General features: G+C 33.6%; 19 protein-coding genes. 14 read left to right on the top strand and 5 right to left on the bottom strand.

The window, feature by feature from the left end:
- Positions 1–95 precede the first annotated feature (95 nt).
- From hemA to H8K90_RS04720, 8 genes are all read left to right on the top strand, one after another.
- Entirely contained in the window at positions 96–1,343 is a 1,248-nt protein-coding gene (hemA, locus tag H8K90_RS04685) for a glutamyl-tRNA reductase (protein WP_186844765.1), read from the top strand.
- Complete coding sequence (hemC, locus tag H8K90_RS04690; protein WP_186844766.1) at positions 1,336–2,916, top strand: hydroxymethylbilane synthase; 1,581 nt, start codon at positions 1,336–1,338, stop codon at positions 2,914–2,916. Before hemA ends, hemC begins: the two co-directional genes overlap by 8 nt.
- Positions 2,917–3,018: 102 nt before the next feature.
- Positions 3,019–4,044, top strand: a complete 1,026-nt coding sequence (gene hemE, locus H8K90_RS04695; RefSeq protein ID WP_186844767.1) for a uroporphyrinogen decarboxylase — start codon at positions 3,019–3,021, stop codon at positions 4,042–4,044.
- An 83-nt stretch (positions 4,045–4,127) separates the two neighbouring features.
- Positions 4,128–4,907, top strand: coding sequence for an EI24 domain-containing protein (locus tag H8K90_RS04700; protein WP_186844768.1), 780 nt, complete (start codon positions 4,128–4,130; stop codon positions 4,905–4,907).
- A gap of 2 nt (positions 4,908–4,909) precedes the next feature.
- Positions 4,910–5,446, top strand: coding sequence for a GNAT family N-acetyltransferase (locus tag H8K90_RS04705; RefSeq protein WP_186844769.1), 537 nt, complete (start codon positions 4,910–4,912; stop codon positions 5,444–5,446).
- A gap of 3 nt (positions 5,447–5,449) precedes the next feature.
- Positions 5,450–6,352, top strand: coding sequence for an oxygen-dependent coproporphyrinogen oxidase (gene hemF, locus H8K90_RS04710; protein WP_186844770.1), 903 nt, complete (start codon positions 5,450–5,452; stop codon positions 6,350–6,352).
- A gap of 57 nt (positions 6,353–6,409) precedes the next feature.
- A complete protein-coding gene (gene hemB / locus H8K90_RS04715; protein WP_186844771.1) occupies positions 6,410–7,399 on the top strand; it encodes a porphobilinogen synthase in 990 nt (329 codons plus the stop codon).
- A gap of 13 nt (positions 7,400–7,412) precedes the next feature.
- A complete protein-coding gene (locus H8K90_RS04720; protein WP_186844772.1) occupies positions 7,413–8,711 on the top strand; it encodes a serine hydrolase domain-containing protein in 1,299 nt (432 codons plus the stop codon).
- A gap of 3 nt (positions 8,712–8,714) precedes the next feature.
- On the opposite strand, the gene H8K90_RS04725 is transcribed toward H8K90_RS04720, so the two are convergent.
- On the bottom strand, positions 8,715–11,477 hold the full coding sequence (locus H8K90_RS04725; protein ID WP_186844773.1) for a hypothetical protein: 2,763 nt from the start codon (positions 11,475–11,477) through the stop codon (positions 8,715–8,717).
- Positions 11,478–11,685: 208 nt separating this feature from the next.
- Here H8K90_RS04725 and H8K90_RS04730 point away from each other — a divergent pair, with 208 nt between their 5' ends.
- The 5 genes from H8K90_RS04730 to H8K90_RS04750 all read left to right on the top strand — a co-directional run bounded on the left by H8K90_RS04730 (position 11,686) and on the right by H8K90_RS04750 (position 15,658).
- Positions 11,686–12,804, top strand: coding sequence for a CNNM domain-containing protein (locus H8K90_RS04730; protein WP_186844774.1), 1,119 nt, complete (start codon positions 11,686–11,688; stop codon positions 12,802–12,804).
- Complete coding sequence (locus tag H8K90_RS04735; protein WP_186844775.1) at positions 12,804–13,277, top strand: methylated-DNA--[protein]-cysteine S-methyltransferase; 474 nt, start codon at positions 12,804–12,806, stop codon at positions 13,275–13,277. The genes H8K90_RS04730 and H8K90_RS04735 overlap by 1 nt, the downstream gene beginning before the upstream one ends.
- Before the next feature lie 37 nt (positions 13,278–13,314).
- Positions 13,315–14,463: a serine hydrolase domain-containing protein gene (locus H8K90_RS04740; RefSeq protein ID WP_186844776.1), complete on the top strand. Its 1,149-nt coding sequence runs from the start codon at positions 13,315–13,317 to the stop codon at positions 14,461–14,463.
- Between the two features lie 219 nt (positions 14,464–14,682).
- A complete protein-coding gene (locus H8K90_RS04745) occupies positions 14,683–14,952 on the top strand; it encodes a hypothetical protein (protein ID WP_186844777.1) in 270 nt (89 codons plus the stop codon).
- Positions 14,945–15,658 carry a 3'-5' exonuclease gene (locus H8K90_RS04750; RefSeq protein ID WP_186844778.1) on the top strand — a complete coding sequence of 238 codons (714 nt, stop codon included), beginning with the start codon at positions 14,945–14,947 and terminating at the stop codon, positions 15,656–15,658. The genes H8K90_RS04745 and H8K90_RS04750 overlap by 8 nt, the downstream gene beginning before the upstream one ends.
- A 46-nt stretch (positions 15,659–15,704) precedes the next feature.
- Here H8K90_RS04750 and H8K90_RS04755 read toward each other — a convergent pair whose 3' ends face one another.
- On the bottom strand, positions 15,705–18,014 hold the full coding sequence (locus tag H8K90_RS04755; protein WP_186844779.1) for a M43 family zinc metalloprotease: 2,310 nt from the start codon (positions 18,012–18,014) through the stop codon (positions 15,705–15,707).
- A gap of 167 nt (positions 18,015–18,181) precedes the next feature.
- Between H8K90_RS04755 and H8K90_RS04760 the strand changes: the two genes are divergently transcribed.
- Complete coding sequence (locus H8K90_RS04760) at positions 18,182–19,873, top strand: ABC transporter ATP-binding protein (protein WP_186844780.1); 1,692 nt, start codon at positions 18,182–18,184, stop codon at positions 19,871–19,873.
- Between the two features lie 360 nt (positions 19,874–20,233).
- Here H8K90_RS04760 and H8K90_RS04765 read toward each other — a convergent pair whose 3' ends face one another.
- The 3 genes from H8K90_RS04765 to H8K90_RS04775 form a co-directional block, all read right to left on the bottom strand.
- Positions 20,234–20,887, bottom strand: coding sequence for a CoA transferase subunit B (locus tag H8K90_RS04765; protein WP_186845261.1), 654 nt, complete (start codon positions 20,885–20,887; stop codon positions 20,234–20,236).
- A gap of 85 nt (positions 20,888–20,972) precedes the next feature.
- On the bottom strand, positions 20,973–21,677 hold the full coding sequence (locus tag H8K90_RS04770; protein WP_186844781.1) for a CoA transferase subunit A: 705 nt from the start codon (positions 21,675–21,677) through the stop codon (positions 20,973–20,975).
- A 91-nt stretch (positions 21,678–21,768) separates the two neighbouring features.
- Positions 21,769–24,111 (bottom strand): penicillin-binding protein 1A, encoded by a 2,343-nt coding sequence (locus H8K90_RS04775; protein WP_186844782.1) that lies wholly within the window; start codon positions 24,109–24,111, stop codon positions 21,769–21,771.
- Between the last annotated feature and the right edge of the window lie 4 nt (positions 24,112–24,115).

A 24,115-nucleotide genomic window follows, 5' to 3' on the forward strand; every position in this document is an offset into this window, starting at 1 on the left:
CACAAACGATACTTTAAGTTCTTCTAGCGTTACTTTTATCTGAATAACAAATATATTTTTGTTCCTGTTAATTTCCTAGTCAGGTAAACGAGCGAATGCAACATAAAAGCAAATATTTTTACGCTATAGGTCTCAGCTATAAAAAAGCCGATGCCGAAGTACGCGGTCATTTTAGTTTAAGCGAGTCAGCAAAACAAAATGTTTTGGATCAAGCTAAGGAAAATGGTATTGAAAGTATTTTATTGGTCTCTACTTGCAATAGAACTGAACTATACGGTTTTGCTGAGCATCCTTATCAACTCATCCAATTATTATGTAACAACACAAAAGGCACGGTTGAAGAATTTCAAAAAGTTGCTTATGTACATAAAAACAAGGAGGCGATTAATCACATGTTTAGAGTAGGTTCTGGTTTAGATAGCCAGATACTTGGTGACTTTGAAATTATTAGCCAGTTGAAGTTTGGTGCAAGAGCTTCAAAAAAAGAAGGTTTACTCAATTCTTTTACAGAACGATTAGTTAATGCCGTAATACAAGCTAGTAAACGCATTAAAACAGAAACGGAATTATCTTCTGGTGCAACTTCTGTGTCTTTTGCCTCGGTTCAGTATATAATGAACCATGTAGAACAAATTTCTGAAAAGAATATTCTTCTCTTTGGAACTGGTAAAATTGGAAGAAATACATGTGAAAATTTGGTTAAACATACCAAGAATTCGCATATAACTTTAATCAATAGAACCAAAACTAAAGCTGAAGAGGTTGCTGGAAAATTTAATCTTATCGTAAAAGATTATGAAGATTTACAGAAAGAGATAAACGCTTCAGATATAGTTATAGTTGCTACTGGAGCTCAAAATCCAACGGTTTATAAATCTTTAATTTCTACAGATAAGCCTTTATTGGTTTTAGATTTATCTATTCCAAAAAATGTAAACGAAGATATTAGGGACCTTTCTAATGTTACTTTAGTACATTTAGATGATTTGGCAAAGATTACGGACGATACTTTAGAAAAACGCAAAGCTTATATCCCTGCTGCAGAAGCAATTATTACAGAGATTATGGCTGAATTTAATGCATGGTTAGACACCTTAAAATTTGTTCCTACAATACAAGCCATAAAACATAAACTAACAGATTTTAAAAATTCTGAATTTAATACTCAACGTAAAAAAATAGCTGATTTTAACGAAGACCAAGCAGAAATAATTACGAATAACTTAATTCAGAAAATAACTAATCAATTTGCACATCACCTTAGGGAAGATAGCAACACAACTGATGAGAGTATAGAACTCATAAAAAAAATTTTTCAGTTAGAAACCACAGATAATGTCTAAAATTATTCGCATTGGCACACGCGACAGCCAGCTCGCTATGTGGCAAGCAAAGACCGTACAATCTCAACTTGAGCATTTAGGTCATAAAACCGTTTTGGTACCAATAAAATCAACTGGAGATATTGTTCTAGATAAACCACTTTACGAGCTTGGTATCACAGGCATTTTTACCAAAACACTAGATATTGCAATGCTCAACGAAGATATTGACATTGCTGTACACTCCATGAAAGATGTTCCAACCCTTTTACCAAAAGGCATCGTACAAGCTGCGGTTTTAAAGCGAGGAAACATTAATGATACTTTGGTTTTTAAAAAAAATGAAGAGTTCCTATCTGCACGAGATGCAGTGATTGCAACTGGGAGTTTAAGACGTCGTGCACAGTGGTTAAATCGCTATCCTACTCATAAAGTTGTAGGTTTAAGAGGCAATGTTATTTCTAGACTTCAAAAACTTGAAGATAACGACGATTGGAATGCCGCCATTTTTGCTGGTGCTGGTTTAGGTCGTTTAAATATCACACCAGAAAATTCAATAAATCTGCATTGGATGATTCCTGCTCCTGCACAAGGAGCTATAATGATTACAGCATTAGAATCTGACGAAGAAACTAGAGCCATATGCGCAGAAATTAATGATGAAGTCACAGAAATTTGCACATCTATTGAACGCGAATTTTTAAATCGACTTGAAGGCGGTTGTACAGCACCAATCGGAGCTATTTGTTATATCAATAAAGAGGAAGAAGTTAATTTTAAAGGCGTGCTTCTAAGTAAAGATGGCACTAAAAAAATAGAATATACAAAAGTTGTTTCCTTAGACCAAAAAGATGAATTGGCTAAGCTTGCCGCAGATTACATTATTGAAAAAGGTGGTAAAACCTTAATTGATCAGTTACAACGTGGAGATAAAGTCACTAATATTTATTCTACTAAGAAACTCACTGATGATCAGGTGATGTTATTTCATAATGATGTCGTTTCAGAAAGTAACGATGCTATAAAAATAAGCCTGAACCGTATTCCGAAGACACTTGTTAGAAATGAAATTCAGAATGTCATTATAACAAGTAAAAATGCTGTTGAAGCCCTATTAACTAACTTTTCTGCACCAGAATTACAATTTAAAAACATCTATTGTGTTGGCAGAAGGACTAAGCGAATGGTTGAAAAACGTATTGGTAGTGTAACACATACGGAAGCAAACGCAAAGAAACTTGCCGAGTACTTGGTTGAATATATTGACGGAACCGAAGTTACGTACTTTTGTAGCGATTTAAGATTAGATGATTTACCTAATATCTTAACCAAAAACAACATTACAGTAAATGAAGTTGAAGCCTACCAAACTAAATTTGATGCTGATAAAGTTGAAGGAAATTTAGATGGTGTAATGTTTTACAGCCCATCTACAGTTGAAGCTTTTTTAAAACAAAATAAAGCTAATGGTATTGCATTTTGTATTGGAGAGACAACGGCAAAGGAAGCAAAGAAATATTTTGAAGATGTGAGAGTTGCTAAAGTACCAACTGTTGAGAGTGTTATTGAGTTGGTGAATGAGTATTTTATATAAAAGCCCATCCTAACCTTCCCAGAGGGAAGGAAATAAGGACGGATAAAAAACTATTAATATTTACAAGTTCCCTTTCCTCTGGAAAGGGCTAGGGAAAGGCTTATGATAAAAAACGATTTATTTTTAAGAGCATTAAAAGGTGAAACTGTTGAGCGTCCACCAGTGTGGATGATGCGTCAAGCAGGACGTTATTTGCCAGAGTTTATGGAAATTAAAGCAAAGTACGATTTCTTTACTCGATGCCAAACACCAGAATTAGCAAGTGAAATAACTGTGCAACCTATTCGACGTTACGGTATGGATGCTGCAATTCTATTTTCAGACATTTTGGTCATCCCTCAAGCCATGAATATTGAGGTACAGATGAAACCTAATTTTGGACCTTATCTACCAAATCCTGTACGTTCTCAAAAAGATGTGGACAATGTTATTGTGCCAGATGTGAAGGACGCTTTAAACTATGTTTACGAAGCCATAAAAGCAACCAAAGAAAAACTGAATGATGAAATTCCGTTAATCGGTTTTGCTGGTTCACCGTGGACAATCTTATGTTATTGTGTGCAAGGTCAAGGGTCTAAAAACTTTGACAAAGCCAAAGAGTTTTGTTTTACAAATCCAATCGCTGCACATCAATTATTACAGAAAATTACTGATACAACGATTGCTTATTTAAAAGAGAAAGTAAAAGCTGGTTGTAATGCTGTACAAGTTTTTGATTCTTGGGGAGGCATGTTATCTCCTGTAGATTATCAAGAATTTTCTTGGCAATATATTCAACAAATTATCAATGCTTTAAAAGATGATGCTCCCGTCATTGCCTTCGGAAAAGGGTGTTGGTTTGCGCTTAATGAAATGTCTAAATCTGGAGCTTCGGCTTTAGGTGTAGATTGGACATGTTCTGCACGCAACGCACGTTATTTAACAGGTGGAAATATTACATTACAAGGTAATTTTGATCCTACACGTTTATTTTCGCCTCCAGCTGAAATAAAAAGAATGGTACACCAAATGATTAACGAGTTTGGAAAAGATAAATACATAGTAAATTTAGGGCATGGTATTTTACCTAATATTCCATTAGATAATGCCAAGGCGTTTATAGATGCTGTTAAAGAATATAAACCATAATTGTTTGGTTGTTTTGCGTAACAGATATTAACTTTATGCGTCTAGTTTAATAGTCAATCACTATTAATCAAAAAAACGAAAAGATGTTACAAAATATATTTAGAGGACTTCAAGTTTATACTGGTGCTTATGCTTTAATTTCAAAACTAAAACTATGGAAGTACTTTGTTATTCCAATGCTTATAAGCTTTGTGGTATTTTTATTAATTTTTGTTTCTGCTTACGGACTTTCAGATAATTTAGGAGAATGGATTGCCGGAATTTGGGTATGGGAATGGGGAAAAGCAACCATTACTTTTATTTCAACAATTATTGGTGGCATTATCATATTTGCTATTGGTTTAATTCTTTACAAACATATAATAATGGCATTGTCATCGCCATTTATGAGTCCGGTTTCAGAAAAAATTGAAGCTTATTACACAGGTCAACCGACTAAGAATTATACAAAATCTACATTTACAAAACAGTTAGTAAGAGGTATTAGACTAAGCTTAAGAAACTTATCGCAAGAGTTGTTATTTACACTGCCTATTTTACTTTTAAAATTTATACCAGTTATTAATATTTTTTCTACAGCATTATTGTTTTTAGTACAAGCCTATTATGCTGGTTTTGGTAATATGGATTACACGTTAGAACGCCATTTTTCATATAAAGAAAGTGTTGCTTTTATCAGAAAAAATAGAGGGCTTGCTATAGGTAATGGTATCGGGTTTATGCTATTGTTACTTATTCCGGTTGTTGGTGTTGTGCTAGTTTTACCATTGAGTGTAACCTCTGCCTCAGTTATTGCTGTTGATTTACTTTATGACGACGATGGTACTATAGGTTTTGAGCCTTTTGAAAAACTAAACGCTTAACCATGGTTGCAGAGTTTAATGGTTTTGAAATTAATCCTATACATGGAGGCGATGCATGGAAAATCTGTGATTTGTGTGTAGCCAATGCAGACCGATTAAAACGTTATTTTCCTAAGACTTCAGAACAGAATTTAAACCCAACTTTATCACAATTATTTGTAGATAAAAAGGTAAAACAATTTGAAAATAAAGAAGAGTTTTTATTCACTTTAAAACATTCTGAAACTAGAGAACTTGCAGCACTTATATACATAAAAGAACTCGATTGGGCTAAAAAACAAGGGGAATTTGCCTATTGCATTGGTTATACCTTTGAAGGGCAAGGATTAACCTCAAAAGCTATTAATGCTTTGTCTAAATATGCTTTTAATTATTTAGGATTAGAAACGCTTCAAATTATATCTCACAAAGACAATGTTGGAAGCATAAAAGTTGCGCTTAATAATAATTTTGAATGGCAAAAGACACTGTTAAATGAATTTACTCCTGTTGGTGAAGAACCTTTAGATATGGAGTTATATGAATTATATAAAAACTAGATTTTGAAAGACAAATTCTTCAAATACATACATCAGTTACAAGATACCATCACTTCAAAACTTGAAGCCATTGATGGCAAAGCCAAATTCCAAGAAGATCTTTGGAAACGTCCAGAAGGAGGAGGCGGAAGAACACGCGTTATAGAGAACGGAAACGTTTTTGAAAAAGGTGGAGTTAACATTTCTGGTGTCCATGGCAAATTACCCGATTCTATGCAAAAATACTTTGGTGTAGAAGATGCTGATTTTTTTGCTTGCGGATTAAGTTTAGTGTTACATCCTAAAAATCCAATGGTGCCAACAGTACATGCTAATTGGCGCTATTTTGAAATGTACGACCAAGACGGTAACATTGTAGATCAGTGGTTTGGTGGCGGACAAGATTTAACTCCGTATTATTTATTTGAAGAGGACGCTAAACAATTTCATCAAATTTGTAAAACGGCTTGTGATAAACATAATCCAGACTTCTACCCAAAATACAAAGCACGTTGCGACGAGTATTTTTACAATGCTCACCGTAATGAAGGACGTGGCATTGGAGGCTTATTCTTTGATTATTGCAAAGCCTCTGACGACATGAGCATGCAAGATTGGTACGACTTTGTTACCGAAGTTGGAGACAGCTTCTTAGAAGCATACGTGCCAATTGTTGAAAAACGAAAAGATTTAGAATACACCAAAGCCCAACGCGACTGGCAAGAAATTCGTCGTGGACGTTACGTGGAATTTAACCTTGTGCACGATAAAGGCACTTTATTCGGATTGAAAACCAATGGACGTATAGAGAGTATTCTTATGAGTTTACCACCACATGTGCAATGGGTTTACGACCATCAACCAGAAGTTGGTAGTGACGAAGAAAAATTAATTAAGGTGTTACAGAACCCAAAGGATTGGGTTTAAAACAAAACCAAGACCTAGCAGGTTTTTATAACCTCGCAGGTCTGCAAAAAGAAAAATATGTTTCCAATAAGAAGAAATAGAAGACTCAGAACCAACGAGGCTATTAGAAGTTTAGTTAGAGAAACTTACATCACTCCAAATGATTTTTTGGTACCTCTTTTTGTAGTTGAAGGTAAAGGTGTTAAAGAAGAAATTGCTTCAATGCCCAATTACTATCGTTACAGTTTAGAACTACTAAAAGACGAAGTAAAAACACTTTGGAGCTTAGGTCTAAAATCGGTTTTATTGTTTGTAAAGGTTGAAGATGTTTTAAAAGATAATAAAGGTACTGAAGCTTGGAACCCAAATGGTCTGATGCAACGTGCTATAAAAGCAGTTAAAGATGTTTGTCCAGACATGTTAGTAATGACAGATGTGGCGCTAGACCCATATTCTTCTTATGGACATGATGGTATTGTTGAAGGCGGAAAAATAATAAACGATGCTACCGTAGAAGCACTTGCCGAAATGAGTTTGTCTCACGCTGAAGCTGGAGCTAATTTTGTAGCACCTAGTGATATGATGGATGGTCGCATTCTAGGCATTAGAGAAGCATTAGATCAATCTAACTTCATTGATACAGGCATTATGAGCTATTCTGCAAAATATGCCTCAGCATTTTATGGTCCTTTTAGAGATGCTTTAGATTCTGCTCCTGTAGATATGGTAGATGTACCAAAAGACAAAAAAACCTATCAGATGGATTTTGCTAATAGAGATGAAGCCATAAAAGAAACCGAAATGGATATTAATGAAGGCGCAGATATCGTCATGGTGAAACCAGGACTTTGTTACCTAGATATTGTAAGAGATATAAAAAACACTTTTGATGTACCACTTGCTGTTTACCAAGTGTCTGGTGAATATGCCATGCTAAAAGCTGCAGCAGAGAAAGGTTGGTTAGATCATGATGCTGTTATGATGGAACAAGTGACTTCTATTAAGCGCGCTGGTGCTGATATCATTGCAAGCTACTTTGCAAAAGATGTTGTGAAATTGATTTCTTAACTTAAGTTAAAGCATGAAAAAGTGTGTTTCGTATATAAGTTTAGTTTTATTGATGCTTCAAGGATTGCAGGCACAACTTATAAACGGCTCACCAGAATCTCAAGGTTACGACTCCATAAAAATAAAAACACAAGTAGATTCTATAATGCAAGAAGGTATTATAGAAAAAGCCTTTCCTGGTGCACAACTTTTAGTAGCCAAAAACGGAGCTATTATTTTTCATGAAGCTTATGGATTTCATACCTATGATAGTATTCAAAAAGTGCAAAAAAATGATGTTTATGACTTAGCATCAGTCACAAAAATTGTTGGCCCTTTACCTGCTTTGATGAAACTTTATGAGGAAGGTAAAATAGACTTAGATCAACCTTTTAGCACCTATTGGAAATCTTGGAGACATAAACGAGATAAAAAAAATATTACACTAAGGGAATTGTTAGCGCATCAATCGGGAATGATTCCTTATATTGTTTTTTTAGAAGCTGTTTACAAAAAGAATAAGCGATTTAAAAAACGGTTCATCAGGTCAAAAAAATCGAAACGCTTTTCGAGACAAGTATCAGAAAATTTATTTGTTAATCCTCGATTTGAAAATAAGATATTTCGAAAAATTTCGCGTTCTAAAGTGTCTGACGAAAAAATCTATCGCTATTCGGGATTGGCTTCATTAATCTATCCTAAACTCATAGAAAATCTAACTGGAAAATCTTATACATCATACCTTCAAAATAATTTTTATACTCCTTTGGGTTGTAATACGCTTGGTTATTTACCTTTAGAAAAAGGCTTTAAAAATGCTATTGTGCCTGCCGAAATAGATACTGTTTTAAGAAAAACGATAACTAAAGCTTGGGTACATGATGAAAACGCAGCTCTTTTAGGTGGAATTTCTGGTAATGCAGGTTTATTTGGGTCTGCAGAAGATTTAGCAAAGTATATGCAAATGTTAGTACAAGAAGGTCGTTATAATGGTCAACAATTATTAAAGCCAGAAACCATAAAAGAGTTTACTAAAATTCAATATCCAGACAATAATAATCGTCGTGGTTTAGGGTTTGATAAACCACTCATTGGTAATGACACTTTAAGTATTAAAAAATCATATCCAGCACCTCAAGTTAGTAAAGAGAGTTATGGACATGCTGGTTTTACAGGTACATTTGTTTGGGCAGATCCTAAAAATGATTTGGTTTTTATTTTTCTTTCTAATAGAGTATACCCAAACAGATCGCATAGAAATATTTATAATTTGAATATTCGCCCTAGATTACAACAAGTGTTTTATCTTAACTCTAATGACACCAAAAAATAAATCTTAACGTTCAGCTTTTCTTAAGGTGTAAGTTTTCTCAATATATCCTATTTTACCATCTTTAGAAATGGCTTCAACTATTACCGAAACTTCACCTATGTGATCATCATTATAGTATTCTAAAATATATTCTCCTTTAGAATTTAAGGTAATATTTGGTGACCAGTGGATTACACTTCTATTATCTGGTATTACCCAATCTTGATTGTTTAAAGTTTCATAATTTGGAGCGTAAAATTCCACACTTTTTGAAAAGCCACTAACATAGTCAGTTAAGACACCTTTTGCTTTAGTTATACCATATAGACCATTGCCCGATTTTGTATATATGTTTAAATAACTTACTCTATTTGCTCCAAAGTTTACATTACCAGTCCCAAATATTTCAAATACATAACGATAAACATCTCTAGCGCTTTCTATAATATCAATACTACTTACCTCATCTGCAGGTATGTTCTGAATTTCGTCATAATCTTCATAATAGACAGGAATGTTATCAATTAATACCAAAGTAATATCTGAATTCCATACTTTGGCATAATACCATGGTGGAATGTCGTGTACTGTTCTAATCCTAATCTTATCAGGATATTTAGCTTTTAAAACACTGTAAACACCAAAATTCCAATCGGGAGCTACTTCTATGAATTCTTCACCATCAATTACGTATGTTGGCTCACCATGCAACTCAATAGATTTTTCTCTTGCCGGTGTTAATTTATAGTCTCGTAGCTTTACTTCATCTAAGGCAATGGTATTGTGCGCCACCTCATAATCGCGTTGTATCTTGTTATCTGCTTCTAATCGTTCCGTAAAAGTAGATATGATTTGACTTGGTAATTCAATGGTTTGCTCAGCTCTAAGCTTTATTTTAGGATTCCACTTTTTGTCCAGATTAATACCAAAATCTATAGGTTCACCCTTTTTATTTACCACTTGCATAAAAAGTTCTGCTCTGGGTTTATACAAATCTTCTAGCTCAAAATAATATCTACCACTTGAATCTATCTCTTGCTTGTAAATGTCTTCTGTCTCTCCATAAACAATCATATTGAGGTCCAAAGGTTTCTTTGGTCGTTTTTTAGGATTAAAGTATTCTCCAATGGTGCCAGAAACAACCAATCGCTTTTCTGGTTTATAGATGTAATTGGTACTTGCTATTGAATTTTGGTATTTATAGTTACGCCAACCTTGACTTAATAGTAAGGCATCTAAATCTAAAGCTCTGTTTTTGTTGTTATCATTAAAATAATACCTAGGGTTTTCAATAAAACCTTTTAACTCTGAACTAAGTAGTAAATGAGATATTAAATTTGGTTTGTAAGTCTTTGATGCATCTGCTTTTTCCTTATCTATAACTAAAACCGATAAGCTTTTGCCTTCTGGTACTTGTAAACTATCTAATTGAATCTTTAAGGTGGTTTTTTCTCTTTGGCTGTAACTAGTTCTATTACTTTCTAAATCTAATTTTAATCTATTATTTAGTTTAGTATTAAAAACTAAGCGTTCACTTATAATTTGGGCTTTATCATTTAAAACCGTGATTTTAATTATGCCTTCAGGTAGTGATTTTGATGAAATTGATGTGGTAATAGTGTCTTTACTTTTAAAACTTAAATCATGATATTTAATGCCTCTTGATTCGGTCTGGATTCTAATATTACCTTTACTTTTTACATTTGAAGCTAATAAAATTCTTATGTCATCCTTTAATCTTACAACCGATAAAACATTCCCTGTGCCTTTAGCTATTGGTAAACTATAGGTATATGTAACATCATTAACACTTACTTCTGCATAGTAATTACTACCTCTTTTTGGCAATAGTTTAAAGGTGCCTAAGCCCAAATTATTACTATTAAAACTAGTAATATCATTACCTTTCCCATCCTTAATAAGTCCAGATATCTCGTAGCCTAATCCTTGGTAATCTATCGCTTTAAATGCAACTGTACTTAATAAACCATTAACTAATTTACCTCCTTCAGGAAAAAATTGAACATCTAAGTAATCTTTATCTATTACGATCGTTTTTGCATAACTATCTGGTGTGCTTGCTTCAAATATTTTGCCTGAAGCCTGCGTATTAAACTTTAACTCTGCTTGGGTTACCTTTTCTGGTAATCTATAGTTTAACTTATAAATATTCTCCTTGTTTTTTTTGAGCTCTATGGTGTCTATACTTTTACCTGTATCAATATATAATTGTAGTTTCCCTCTATGATTTGGATTAAGTACTCTTGGGTTAATATCTGCTGAAAGTGTGTTGATACTGTCTGTAGTTACTACAACATTGATGATTGGATTTTTTAGCTTTTTGTTTTCATCAAGATTTAATACATCTATTGATTGGGTAAACATAAAGTCTTCTTCAAAATTTCGGTTCCAGTGTGTATAGGCTCTAATTAAATATTTACCCGACTTATAACCCTTTTGTAACTCAAAAGAACCACTTGCTATACCTCCCTTTAACTTCAATATCTTTTTTTCAACTAAGGTCTCGTTAAAATCTATGAGTTCTACATGCAGTACTTCACTAATATCAGATAGACTGTTATCATAAGATCTCGATACTACTGTTTTAAACCAAATCGTTTCACCTGTTTGATAAATAGTATTATCTAATTGTAGATAGATTTTCTCTGCTAAACTGTGTTTTGTTAGAGATGGCTTAGTAATATTATTGATTATCTGTGCCTCGACCTTTAGAGAGGTGAAACCTAATAGCAGTAATAAAAAAAATAGAGTAAAGTTATAACGCATATAACAAAGTTTAATTAGAGGATTAAGAAATTGTACTATACTATGTCTTATTATTCTCTCAAAAATAATACCAAAATACATCTTTAAAATAATCATACTTTTTTTAATTAATTCTATTAATCTTTAATTTCGTACGATGATTTAAATTACTTATCCCTTTTAAGTATTCATTTTGTAACTTTGTGTTAATTAAACTTATATCCTATTAATGGGCTTACTCATTTTTTACGCTGTCATATCTATTTTCTTTTCCTTTTTGTGTTCTATTTTAGAAGCTGTACTTCTAAGTATTACTCCAACTTTTATTAATATAAAAAAGAAGGAAGGCAAAGCTTATGCTACCGAATTAGAAGAACTAAAAAAAGACGTCGATCGTCCTTTAATTGCAATACTAACGCTAAATACTATTGCCCATACAGTTGGTGCCATTTTGGTTGGTGTGCAAGCTAAAGTTGCTTACGCAGAACTTTATGGAACTACAAAGCGAACTATTTTAGGTATTGAATTCACTGAAGATATAATGGTGGGTGTTGTTTCTACTATAATGACCATTTTAATTTTGGTAGCTTCAGAAATTATACCAAAAACCATTGGCGCAACCTTTTGGAAGCAGCTCGCCAACTTTACATCAAAAGCACTCAACGTTTTAATCTTTCCTCTAAAATGGACAGGTATTTTATGGATACTTCAACTAACTACAAAATTAATTGGCGGAAAAGGACATGGTAGTGTTTTAAGCAGAGAAGGCTTTGTTGCAATGACCGAAATTGCACACGAAGAAGGTGTGTTTGAAGAAAACGAAAGTAAGGTTATTAAAAACCTACTAACATTTAAAGAGGTACAAGCTAAAGATGTTATGACACCGCGTACTGTTATGAAAACTGAAAATGAAAGTATGACGGTTGAAGCATTTTTTAATGCCAACTCTAACATTAGATTTTCACGAATTCCTGTATTTACTGGTGATGCAGATAACATTACTGGAATAGTTTTAAAAGCTGAAGTTTTTAAAGAAATGGCACTTGGCAATAAGTCAAAATTATTAGCTGATATCAAAAGAAGCATCATAATTGTGAATCGTAACTTACCTATACCAACATTATTTGAGCAATTAGTAGAGAGTAGAAATCACTTAGCTTTAGTTGTAGATGAATATGGCTCAGTTAGTGGCCTTGTGACCATGGAAGACGTCATTGAAACTCTATTAGGACTCGAAATTATGGATGAAAGTGATAATGTTTCAGATTTACAAATGCTGGCTAGAAAAAGCTGGGAAACAAGAGCAAAACGTTTGGGTTTAATAGAAAACGACAATCCTGAAGAGTAATGCAAACCTGCTTTATTGAAACACCTCTTGGTAATGCTAAAATTGTTGGAGACAACAACGGCATTGCTTCCGTTTCAATATTAGATACCGAAGAAGAATTATCTGAAGTTATACCTGAATCGCTTTTAGAGTGTGTAACTCAACTTAAGGCTTATTTTAAGAATGAGCGCAAAACGTTCAACCTAAAACTTAATCCCGAAGGCACTGCTTTTCAGAAAAACGTTTGGAATCAATTAGCAACTATTCCATACGGTAAAACGCTCTCTTACCTCCAACTATCAAAACAATTAGGTGATGTAAAAGCTATAAGAGCTGTGGCTAATGCAAATGGTAAAAATCCACTCTGGATAATAATTCCTTGTCATCGCGTAATTGGTAGCGATGGAAGTTTAACTGGTTATGCTGGAGGTTTGCACAGAAAGCAATGGTTACTTAACCACGAAAGTGCATACAAACAACAATCATTATTTTAAATTCACTTTTACTATATTTAGTTTTTAAATAATTCTTATGAAATTTCTAAAAAAGCTATTTAAGTTCTTAGTTATCTTTTTCGGTTTACTAATTGCTGTATTATACATTACAGATACGGACTACCTTATAAAAGCCGTACGAACCATCTATCTAAAAGGGCACACCACAGCTTTTTTAGAGGATTATAAAGAGTTTGACAACCAAGTTATCGATATTGGTGCACCTCAACCTTGGCCAAATCACAAAGATTATAATAGTGCAAAAGAAACTAAACTATTGAATGAACTGAATAAAGTTTCAGGCACCATAGCTTATGTTATCATAAAAAACGACAGCATATGGTTTGAAAATTATTATGATGGTTTCAACGAAAATTCTAAGTCTAATAGCTTTTCAATGGCTAAAAGTTATGTCTCTGGTTTAATGCAAAAAGCCATTCAAGATGGTTATATAAAAAGTTTAGACCAACCCGTTTGCGATTTTCTTCCTGCTTTTTGCGATGGTAATGCGGCTAAAATGACGGTTGGTGATTTATCGAGCATGAGTTCTGGCACTAATTGGGATGAAGCTTACTATTCGCCTCTCTCTATCACTACACGTGCTTATTTTGATGATGATTTGGCTAAAGTTATGAATGGGTTAAAGATGGAAACTGAGCCAGGAAAAAGTTTTAAATATGCAAGTGGAGATACACAAATGCTTGCTATGGTGATTGAAAAAGCTAGCGGTAAAAAACTATACAACTATTTTGAAGAATGTTTTTGGAAACCACTAGGTGCAGAAAACGCAACATTATGGCAAGTAGATAGTGAAGATCATGATTTAGTAAAAGCTTATTGCTGTATAGCTAGTAACGCCAAGGACTTTGCGCGTTATGGCAAATTATTTAAAGATTATGGCAAATGGAATGGCAGACAAATTTTAGATTCTACTTTTGTTGCCAAATCTGTTACGCCACGTTTTAGTGATGGAGAGATGTATGGTTATGGTTGGTGGTTAGCCAATTTTAATGATAAAGAAGTGTTTTATATGCGAGGTCATTTAGGGCAATTGGTTATTGTAATACCCGAAGACAACCTTATTGTTGTTAGACTAGGACATTCTATTGAAAAATCTCAAGGAGACGCACATTCGCCTGATTTTTATACCTTTATAGATGAAGCATATGAGATGATGGAAAATTAATTTTCACAAATTTTGGACAAAATAATAACTAAACACCATCTATTTTTTCTGGCAATTGGAGGCTTCATGATCCTTTTAACTGTTCAATTCGCATATTTTATCGGAAAAATTGTAAATGAGTTACTAATATTTTATAACCAAAACCCCTTATTTTCTTTTGTAAGTAAAGAAATAATTCAGATTTTAATCTTTGCTCTTTGTATTTATTTTGGTTTAAAGATGATAATAAATCAAAAAGAGATACAGTTAAAAAGCCTTAAAAAATCTTTTATTTGGTTAGTTATTCTTTATGTATTGATTCAGGTCCTCGATTCTTTATATAGTTTTTATGGCATTTCTTCATTTGATGGATATATAGATAAATTGGCACTTTACAAAGATTATTTAAAAACCAATTATTTTATTTTAATTGTTTCATCTATTGTATATTATTTACAATTATTGCTTTTTGGTATAATTGTAGTAAATCACTCAATTAAAAATGATTAGCAAACTCAACTTAGAACATATTCTATTCTTAGACATAGAAACTGTACCCGAAACAGAAAACTTCTCTGATTTAGATAAAACCAAACAAGATCTTTGGGATGCAAAATCGCGTTACCAACGTAAAGAAGAATTTACAGCAGAAGAATTTTACGACAGAGCAGGCATTTGGGCAGAGTTTGGTAAAATTATCTGTATTTCTGTTGGCTATTTTAAAATTGAAGGTGAATCTCGAAAGTTTAGAGTGACTTCGTTTTATGGTGATGAAATTAAAATTTTGAAAGATTTTAAGAATCTATTAATCTCTCATTTTAGCTCTAATAGACATTTGCTTTGTGCTCATAATGGTAAAGAATTCGATTTTCCTTACATAGCAAGACGAATGATAATTCACAACATAGAATTACCATACAAACTGAATTTGTTTGGTAAAAAACCTTGGGAAGTACCACATCTTGATACTCTAGAACTTTGGAAATTTGGTGACTATAAAACCTATACCTCTTTAAAGTTATTGACTAATGTTTTAGGTATTCCATCTCCAAAGGATGATATAGATGGTAGTGAAGTGTATCGTGTTTATTACCAAGAAAAAGAAATAGATAGAATCATTACTTATTGCGAAAAAGACACCATAGCTGTCGCTCAAATTTTCTTAAGATTAAGAGGAGACGAATTACTTCATGACAATGAAATAAAGCATATATAAAAAAAGTCCTGATTTTCATCAGGACTTTTTAAATAGTTGATTAGTATTATTGTTTAATGAATTTTCTTGTCATTATATCTTCACCATCATTAATTTCTAAGAAATACATTCCTGGCTCTAATTTAGCAACATTAATTTCTTTAGTAGTTTTACCTGTTATAACAGTTTGTCCTAACATGCTAATTACTCTATAAGAAACATTCTCTTTACTTAAAGTTTTAATGTATAGTGTTCCACCTTTTACCGGATTTGGATACATTAAGAATTCTTCTTCAGAATTAGGTGTATCTTCATTCATTGTTCTAAGTGGTTGTAAAGTATTTGTTTCAATTCTTGTACCATTACCTAATCCTGTAATAGTAATCTGATCCATATAAACGTAGTCTGCATTATTACTTGCATCACACTGGAATCTAAACTGAGAATTGCTAGCAAAATTATACTGACTTGCATCTAAAGTTACTGTAGCTGTGTAGAACGTGTTGTTATTAAAGTTAGTTCCTCTAGCATAAGTAGCAACTGTTGTCCAGCTAGAACCGTTATAATAACGTAACCAGAAATCTTCACCATTTTCCATACTGTAAGCATAGAAATAAAATTCAACTTCAACTTGGTTATAACTTCTTAAATCCAAAGTTGGCGATGTCATTGCAGACCCTGTACCAGAGTTATCTCTTAATCGTATTGAATAATTTCCTTCATAAGAACGAGATCCTGAATAACGAGCACAATCGCTTCCACCATCAGACCAGCCGTCCCAGCCACTTTCAAAATATCCTTCAAGTAAGACGTCATTTCCACCTGTAGAACATGGTGCACAAGATGAGCCACCACAGTCAACTCCTGTTTCATCACCGTTTTGAATTCCATCTGTACATGTAGGTGGTGTTACACAAGGTGCACAAGACGACCCTCCACAATCTACTCCAGTTTCGTCACCATTCTGAATGCCATCTGTACATGTCGGCGCTGACGATCCTCCTAAACAGAAATTTGTTGCTTCTGAACTAGTAAACGAACCACCTGAAGCTAAACTTCCTGAAGCGTCTGTAACTGAATAAGAACCATTACCGTAAGAACAGCAAATGCCATCTCCATAAGCGTCAGTAATTGTAAAGGTGTAGCAATCATCTGGTAAACATAAATCTTCACTTATTGTAGATCCATCTGGATTAGCACTAGAATAAGATCCTGATGCTACTGTTTGATTATTACTATTAGTTAATGTCCATGCTGTTTCTTCTGGATAGTTATCGAAAGTAATAGACACATTAACTTGGTTATCACTACAACCAGTCTGACAAGGTGCACAAGACGAACCTCCACAATCAACTCCAGTCTCATCTCCATTTTGTATTCCATCAGTACAAGTTGGTGTAGTTCCACCACCTTCACATTTTGTTGAGGCACCTAAACTAGCTCTTACTCCACCAGGAAGTAAAACAGCGCGCATTCTATTGGTTTGTCCTTGTGTAAATAAGTTCATACACGAATCATCACTATAATCCATATAATTTTGAACCATATCTACTGAACTACAAGATACATGTCCTACTGCGCATCCATAGTTTGCAGCATCTGAAGTTGGCGTGTCTGTAACAAAATCGTCTGCATTACAGTTACCATCTCCCCAAATATGACGTAAATTTAAAAAGTGACCTACTTCGTGAGTGGTTGTACGACCTAAATCGAAAGGTGCAGACAAATAAAATCCTGAACCTCCATCTTTACTACCAAAATATTGTGGTCCCATAACAACACCATCTGTTGCTGCACTACCGCCAGGAAATTGTGCATATCCAAGGATTCCTCCTCCAATATTACAAACCCACATATTAAGATATTGGGATGTATCCCATGGATCAACACCACCTTGCGATGATTTTTTCATAGCATCATTAGTTCCCCAAGATGTTGTAGAAGAAGATTTTCTTGTAATACCGTTTGTAGAATTTCCATTTGGATCTACAGTGGCCATACAAAACTGAATTTGAGTATCAGCCGCTTGAGACCAAGTGTTATCGGCATCAGAATTCATTCTTCTAAAGTCATCGTTTAATACTTGTATTTGAGATAATATTTGAGCGTCGCTAATATTCTCATTAGAATTACTGTATATAACATGTACTACAACAGGAATTGTAATAATACCACCACTGATACTTTTACCTTCCATTTGTTGTATTTTAGCCTGTGTGAATGCTTCAATATCATTCATTCGTTTTTGTAGACTTGGGTCTATTTGTTTTCTGTACTCTAAGTTCTCCATAGTGGAGCATTCTCTTTGTTGTGCATGCATTATTGTGAATCCTAAAAGTAGAAAACTCATTAATGCGAATGTAATTCTGTTTTTCATGTAAAATGTTTAAATAGTTAGTGAATAATTTAATATTAATGCATTGAAAGTATTAAATTTTTGTTAAAATAAAAATTTGGCGAAAACGTTTTCGTTCAAATACATTAACATTTTTTATGGTTACGGTTTTACCACAACACTATTGAAGAAAATAACTACATTTACCTATGGAAAACGATAAATTACTTGAGGTTGAAGGTCTAAATATTTCATTCTATAAAGACCTAAATGAAAATCAAATTATAAAGAATATCTCGTTTCAAATTCTGCAAAACGAAATTATCGCAGTAGTTGGAGAATCTGGTTCAGGGAAATCTATATCCTCTTTGGCTTTAATGGGATTGTTACCAAAAGGTATTTCTAAAATTACATCGGGTTCTATTCTATTTAATGGACAAAATCTAGTTGACCTTTCTGAAAAAGAATTTCGAAGTATAAGAGGTCGAGATATAGCTATGATTTTTCAAGAACCAATGAGTTCTTTAAACCCTTCTATGCGCTGTGGTAAACAAGTTGAAGAAATTTTAAATCAACATTCTAAATTATCATCTTCAGAAATTAAAACCGAAATTTTAAATCTTTTCGAAAAAGTAAAACTTCCAAATCCAAGTAGAATTTACAAGGCTTATCCTCACGAAATTTCTGGTGGTCAAAAACAACGTGTAATGATTGCTATGGCAATTGCATGCAAGCCCAAATTATTGATTGCTGACGAACCTACAACTGCTTTAGATGTTACAGTTCAGAAAGAGATTTTAGAATTACTGAAAGCGCTTCAAAAAGAAACTAAAATGAGCATATTATTTATTTCGCATGATTTGTCTTTAGTTTCAGAATTAGCAGACAAGGTTTTAGTAATGTATAAAGGGAGCATTGTTGAGCAAGGTGGTACTGAGGCGATATTTAATTCACCTCAACACAATTATACAAGAGCATTAATTGGTGCACGTCCATCTACGGAATATAGACTCAAGCATTTACCAACTATATCAGATTTTATGTCTGATACTGTAGATAAAACCATTATTTCTAATGATAACAGATCTAAAAGTCACGAAACATTATATGCTCAAGATCCGTTATTAGAAGTTATTGATGTAGAAAAAATGTATTTCACTAAAACGGGTTGGTTTGCAAAAGACCAACCTTTTAAAGCAGTCGACGGAGTCAGTTTTAAGGTTTATCCTGGTGAAACCCTTGGTTTAGTTGGTGAATCTGGTTGTGGAAAATCTACCCTAGGAAATACAATATTACAATTAGATAAAGCGACCTCTGGACGTATTATTTATAAAGGAAAGGATATTACGCATTTAAATAATTCTGAAATGCGCCAGCTTCGTAAGGACATTCAGATAATATTTCAAGATCCTTTTGCTTCTTTAAATCCTAGGCTCACTGTAGGCAATGCTATTATGGAACCTATGAAAGTTCATAATATCGGAAATTCTGATATTGAAAGAAAAGAAAAAGTACTAGATATTTTAAAAAATGTAGGTTTAGATGCTTCTGCCTTTAATAGATATCCACATGAGTTTTCTGGTGGCCAAAGACAACGTGTTGGTATAGCCAGAACAATAGCTTTAGAACCTCAACTTATTGTGTGTGACGAGTCTGTTTCTGCTTTAGATATTTCTGTACAGGCGCAAGTTTTAAACCTATTAAATAATCTAAAAGAGCAGTTTGGGTTTACTTATATATTTATATCACACGACTTAGCAGTTGTAAAATATATGGCAGACCAATTGTTGGTGATGAATAAAGGAAAAATTGAAGAAATTGGTGATGCTGATAGCATCTACGAATCGCCTAAAAAAGACTATACCAAAAAGCTAATTCATGCTATTCCAAAAGGATTATAGCATGAACACTTTTTTGGCTAACTTTAAAACATTTGAGACTAACTCCAATGTGTCTTCTATGAAAGAAAATTCTTGGCTTTTATTTAAAGTTGTTTCTGGTAGATTTGATTTAGTTTTCATAAGCAGTAATTCATGGTAGATTTGGGGCAAAAAGTAAATTGAGTTTATGATAAATCTGGTTAATTTAGTTTAATTGTTTGGGATGGCTAATATGAAACTTATTTTTAATTAATCAGTTTAAATACATTAAAAATCGATGAAATACATTTTTATTTAACATTTAAGACTTGATTCGAAGATTTATCCTACAAAAAAAACCACTAAGGCTTTAGTGGTTTAATTTTTTCATCATCTATATGTTTACAATATCATTTCCGGAATATCACCTTCAATAATTAAGTGTCCTTCCGTTGCCTTTTCAATTTCTTCAACAGAAACACCAGGTGCACGCTCTAATAACTTAAAACCTTTAGAAGTAATCTCAATAACTGCCATGTTTGTTACTATTTTCTTAACACAACCCACTCCCGTTAATGGTAATGAGCACGTTTTTAGTAACTTAGATGCGCCAGCTCTATTTGTATGCATCATAGCAACAATGATATTTTCTGCACTTGCAACTAAATCCATAGCTCCACCCATACCTTTTACCATTTTGCCCGGAATTTTCCAATTTGCGATGTCTCCATTTTCTGACACCTCCATAGCTCCAAGTATTGTTAAATCAACATGTTTTCCTCTTATCATAGAAAAACTAGTAGCAGAATCAAAGAAACTTGCTCCTGGTAAAGTAGTAATAGTTTGTTTTCCGGCATTAATAATATCAGCATCTTCTTCTCCTTCAAATGGAAAAGGTCCCATACCTAAAACACCATTTTCACTTTGAAATTCTACTTCAATATCATCTCTAACAAAATTAGCTACCAAAGTAGGAATGCCAATTCCTAAATTTACGTAGTAACCATCCTTTACTTCTTTTGCTATGCGTTTTGCTATTCCGTTTTTGTCTAACATGTTTTCTCTCATTCCTGCGAACGCTGGAATCTTATTAAATGAAACTAATATATTTTGGATTCCTGTCTACGCAGGAATGACAATTCTAATTACTTTTTTGTCTTACAGTTCGCTGTTCTATACGTTTTTCAAAATGTGCACCCTTAAAAATACGTTGTACAAAAATACCTGGCACATGAACTTGATTGGGGTCTAATTCACCAACTGGCACCAATTCTTCTACTTCTGCAACCGTAATATTTGCAGCACCACACATATTTGGATTAAAATTTCTAGCGGTTCCTTTAAAAATTAAATTTCCGGCAGCATCCCCTTTCCAGGCTTTAATAAATCCGTAATCGGCTTTAAAAGCGTTTTCTAACACATACATTTTTCCATTAAACTCTCTAGTTTCCTTTCCTTCGGCAACTTCAGTTCCATAACCAGCAGGTGTGTAAAATGCTGGAAAGCCAGCTTGAGCAGCTCTAGCGCGCTCTGCAAGAGTTCCTTGTGGAATCAACTCTACATCTAACTCTCCTGAAAGCATTTGACGCTCAAATTCATCATTTTCACCAACATAAGATGAAATCATTTTTTTGATTTGCTTTTGTTGTAACAGCAAGCCTAAGCCAAAATCATCTACTCCTGCATTATTAGATATACAGGTTAAGCCTTTTATATTAAGTTTTACTAATCCTGCTATTGCATTTTCCGGTATACCAGATAATCCAAATCCACCAAACATAAAGGTCATATTATCTTTTACACCTTTAAGTGCTTCAGTAACATTAGCTACTTTTTTATTAATCATAAGTTGAAAAATTTTGCATCTGAAAAATACAAAACTATGTTCTAAATTTAGAATAAATAATCATAAAATAAGGGTGTGACTATTGTAGAATTTAGAAATCGAAATCCACGTTACCATCAGGATCTTCATTACTTCCCAGATCTCCTTCATCTCTCGCTTCACAATTAATATCAATTTTTAGATTAGAAGGTTTCTCAAAATTACCGTCAGAGACATCTAAAGATTTGTCAGCGTAACACGCTTTCATATATAATCCCCATATTGGCAGCGCCATAGAAGCCCCTTGCCCATAAGTAGTAGAGCTAAAGTGTACGGCCCTATCTTCTGCACCAACCCAAACACCAGTCACTAAGTTAGGGACCATTCCCATAAACCAACCATCACTTTGGTTTTGAGTAGTTCCTGTTTTTCCTGCAATAGGGTTTTTTAATTCATAAGGATATCCTGTTACTACTTCTCTATAAGCGGCATTATATTTATCTACTCCTGTATGTCTAAGTCTTCTACCAGAACCTGCCTGAGTAACACCTTCCATAAGATTTACAGCAACATAAGCTACTTCTTCACTTAAAACGTCTTTACTTTCTGGTGCAAATTGATATAGAACCGTTCCGTTTTTATCTTCAATACGAGTTACCATTACTGGCTTATTATAAACTCCTTTATTTGCAAAAGTAGAATAAGCTGCCACCATCTCATATACACTTATATCTGCTGTACCTAATGCAATTGCTGGCACTGGTAAAATTTCTGAAGTAATGCCTAACTTTTTCGCCATTTCTACAACGGGTTGAGGACCAATTTCATTCATTAAACGTGCTGTAACTGTATTAGTAGAACTTGCCAGTGCATCTTTAAGGGTTTGTTTCCCTGTATAAACAGCATCCACGTTTTTAACAGTCCATGGTTCCGGATTTCCGTATTTATTAGCTTCTATGGTAATTGGTGTTCTTGGAAAAGAATCGCAAGGAGATACTTGTAATTGATCTATAGCTGTCGCATATACAAACGGTTTAAAGGTTGAACCCACTTGACGCTTACCTTGTTTAACCATATCGTATTGAAAATGTCTATAATTCATACCGCCAACCCAAGCTTTTACATGACCCGTAAGTGGATCCATAGACATCATACCAGGACGTAAAAAAGATTTGTAGTAGCGCATAGAGTCGATAGGTTTCATTATAGTATCAATATATGCTGGCTTACCATCTACCCACTTAAATATTTCCATTTCAGTAGGCTTTTCGAAAGACGCTCTTATCTCTTTTTCAGATTTTCCTTGAGCTTTTAAAATTCGCCAACGTTCTCCACGTTTCATTCCATCATTCATTAATTTCTTAATTTCTGACTGGTCTAGTTCTAAAAAAGGTGCTGTTTTATTCCGCTTACTTTGGTGGTCAAATTCTGCTTGCAATCTTGGCATATGAAGAGCAACTGCGTCCTCTGCGTGTTTTTGCATACGCGAGTCTATAGTAGTGAAAACTTTTAATCCGTCGTTATAAATATCATATTTGGAGCCATCTGGTTTTCTATTAGATTCTTTGTTTGTCCACTCCTTCATAAAACCCTTTAGATATTCTCTGAAATAGGTAGCGATACCTTCGCGATGCGACTCTGGTGTATAATTTAAATCTAATTCTGTTTTTTGTAATGAATCTTTTATCTGTTCTGTAATAAATTCATATTTCATCATTTGAGATAAAACTACATTACGTCTATTTTTAACACCAACTGGATTTCTTCTAGGATTATAAAGAGAGGAGTTTTTAAGCATGCCAACTAACATTGCTGATTCTTTGTAATCCAAATCCATAGGTTCTTTACCAAAATAAATTCGTGCAGCAGATCTAATACCATCACCATTATTTCCGAAATCATAGATATTTAGGTATTGTGCAATTATTTCTTCTTTGGTATACTGTCGCTCTAAACGAATGGCAATAATCCATTCTCTTACTTTTTGAGAAAGACGTTCAATTATGTTAGATGAAACCTGTTTAGTGAACAAATTTTTCGCTAATTGTTGCGATATTGTACTAGCTCCACCTCCTTTTCCTAAGGTACTAATCGCTCTTAATGTTCCCCTTCCATCAATTCCAGAATGGTCGTAATAACGAACATCTTCGGTAGCAACCAACGCATCGACTAAATTTTTAGGCAAATCATCATATCCAACTGGTGTTCTGTTATCATCAAAATAAAACTTTCCTAATGTTACACCATCTGAAGAAATAATTTCTGTAGCTAAATTAGTTTCAGGATTTTCTAACCTTGTATGGTCTGGCATTTCACCCAAAACTCCCCAAGATGCTAATAAAAATATAAGCACTACTGCTAATATTCCACCTGCAAATAACATCCAAAACCAACGCACGTATTTTGAAAAGTCTAAAGTTTCTGATTTAGATTTTGCTACTTTTTTCTTTGCCATAATT

The sequence above is a fragment of the Winogradskyella echinorum genome, from assembly GCF_014297365.1.
GTDB classification, from domain to species: domain Bacteria; phylum Bacteroidota; class Bacteroidia; order Flavobacteriales; family Flavobacteriaceae; genus Winogradskyella; species Winogradskyella echinorum.

Coding starts and splice junctions, on each gene's coding strand:
- hemB (WP_186844771.1), top strand. CDS start 6,410: ATGTTTCCAATAAGAAGAAATAGAAGACTCAGAACCAACGAGGCTATT.
- H8K90_RS04740 (WP_186844776.1), top strand. CDS start 13,315: ATGAAATTTCTAAAAAAGCTATTTAAGTTCTTAGTTATCTTTTTCGGT.
- H8K90_RS04700 (WP_186844768.1), top strand. CDS start 4,128: ATGTTACAAAATATATTTAGAGGACTTCAAGTTTATACTGGTGCTTAT.
- H8K90_RS04765 (WP_186845261.1), bottom strand. CDS start 20,887: ATGTTAGACAAAAACGGAATAGCAAAACGCATAGCAAAAGAAGTAAAG.
- H8K90_RS04725 (WP_186844773.1), bottom strand. CDS start 11,477: ATGCGTTATAACTTTACTCTATTTTTTTTATTACTGCTATTAGGTTTC.
- H8K90_RS04750 (WP_186844778.1), top strand. CDS start 14,945: ATGATTAGCAAACTCAACTTAGAACATATTCTATTCTTAGACATAGAA.
- H8K90_RS04730 (WP_186844774.1), top strand. CDS start 11,686: ATGGGCTTACTCATTTTTTACGCTGTCATATCTATTTTCTTTTCCTTT.
- H8K90_RS04770 (WP_186844781.1), bottom strand. CDS start 21,677: ATGATTAATAAAAAAGTAGCTAATGTTACTGAAGCACTTAAAGGTGTA.
- H8K90_RS04735 (WP_186844775.1), top strand. CDS start 12,804: ATGCAAACCTGCTTTATTGAAACACCTCTTGGTAATGCTAAAATTGTT.
- hemC (WP_186844766.1), top strand. CDS start 1,336: ATGTCTAAAATTATTCGCATTGGCACACGCGACAGCCAGCTCGCTATG.
- H8K90_RS04755 (WP_186844779.1), bottom strand. CDS start 18,014: ATGAAAAACAGAATTACATTCGCATTAATGAGTTTTCTACTTTTAGGA.
- H8K90_RS04720 (WP_186844772.1), top strand. CDS start 7,413: ATGAAAAAGTGTGTTTCGTATATAAGTTTAGTTTTATTGATGCTTCAA.
- H8K90_RS04775 (WP_186844782.1), bottom strand. CDS start 24,111: ATGGCAAAGAAAAAAGTAGCAAAATCTAAATCAGAAACTTTAGACTTT.
- H8K90_RS04760 (WP_186844780.1), top strand. CDS start 18,182: ATGGAAAACGATAAATTACTTGAGGTTGAAGGTCTAAATATTTCATTC.
- H8K90_RS04705 (WP_186844769.1), top strand. CDS start 4,910: ATGGTTGCAGAGTTTAATGGTTTTGAAATTAATCCTATACATGGAGGC.
- hemE (WP_186844767.1), top strand. CDS start 3,019: ATGATAAAAAACGATTTATTTTTAAGAGCATTAAAAGGTGAAACTGTT.
- hemA (WP_186844765.1), top strand. CDS start 96: ATGCAACATAAAAGCAAATATTTTTACGCTATAGGTCTCAGCTATAAA.
- H8K90_RS04745 (WP_186844777.1), top strand. CDS start 14,683: ATGATAATAAATCAAAAAGAGATACAGTTAAAAAGCCTTAAAAAATCT.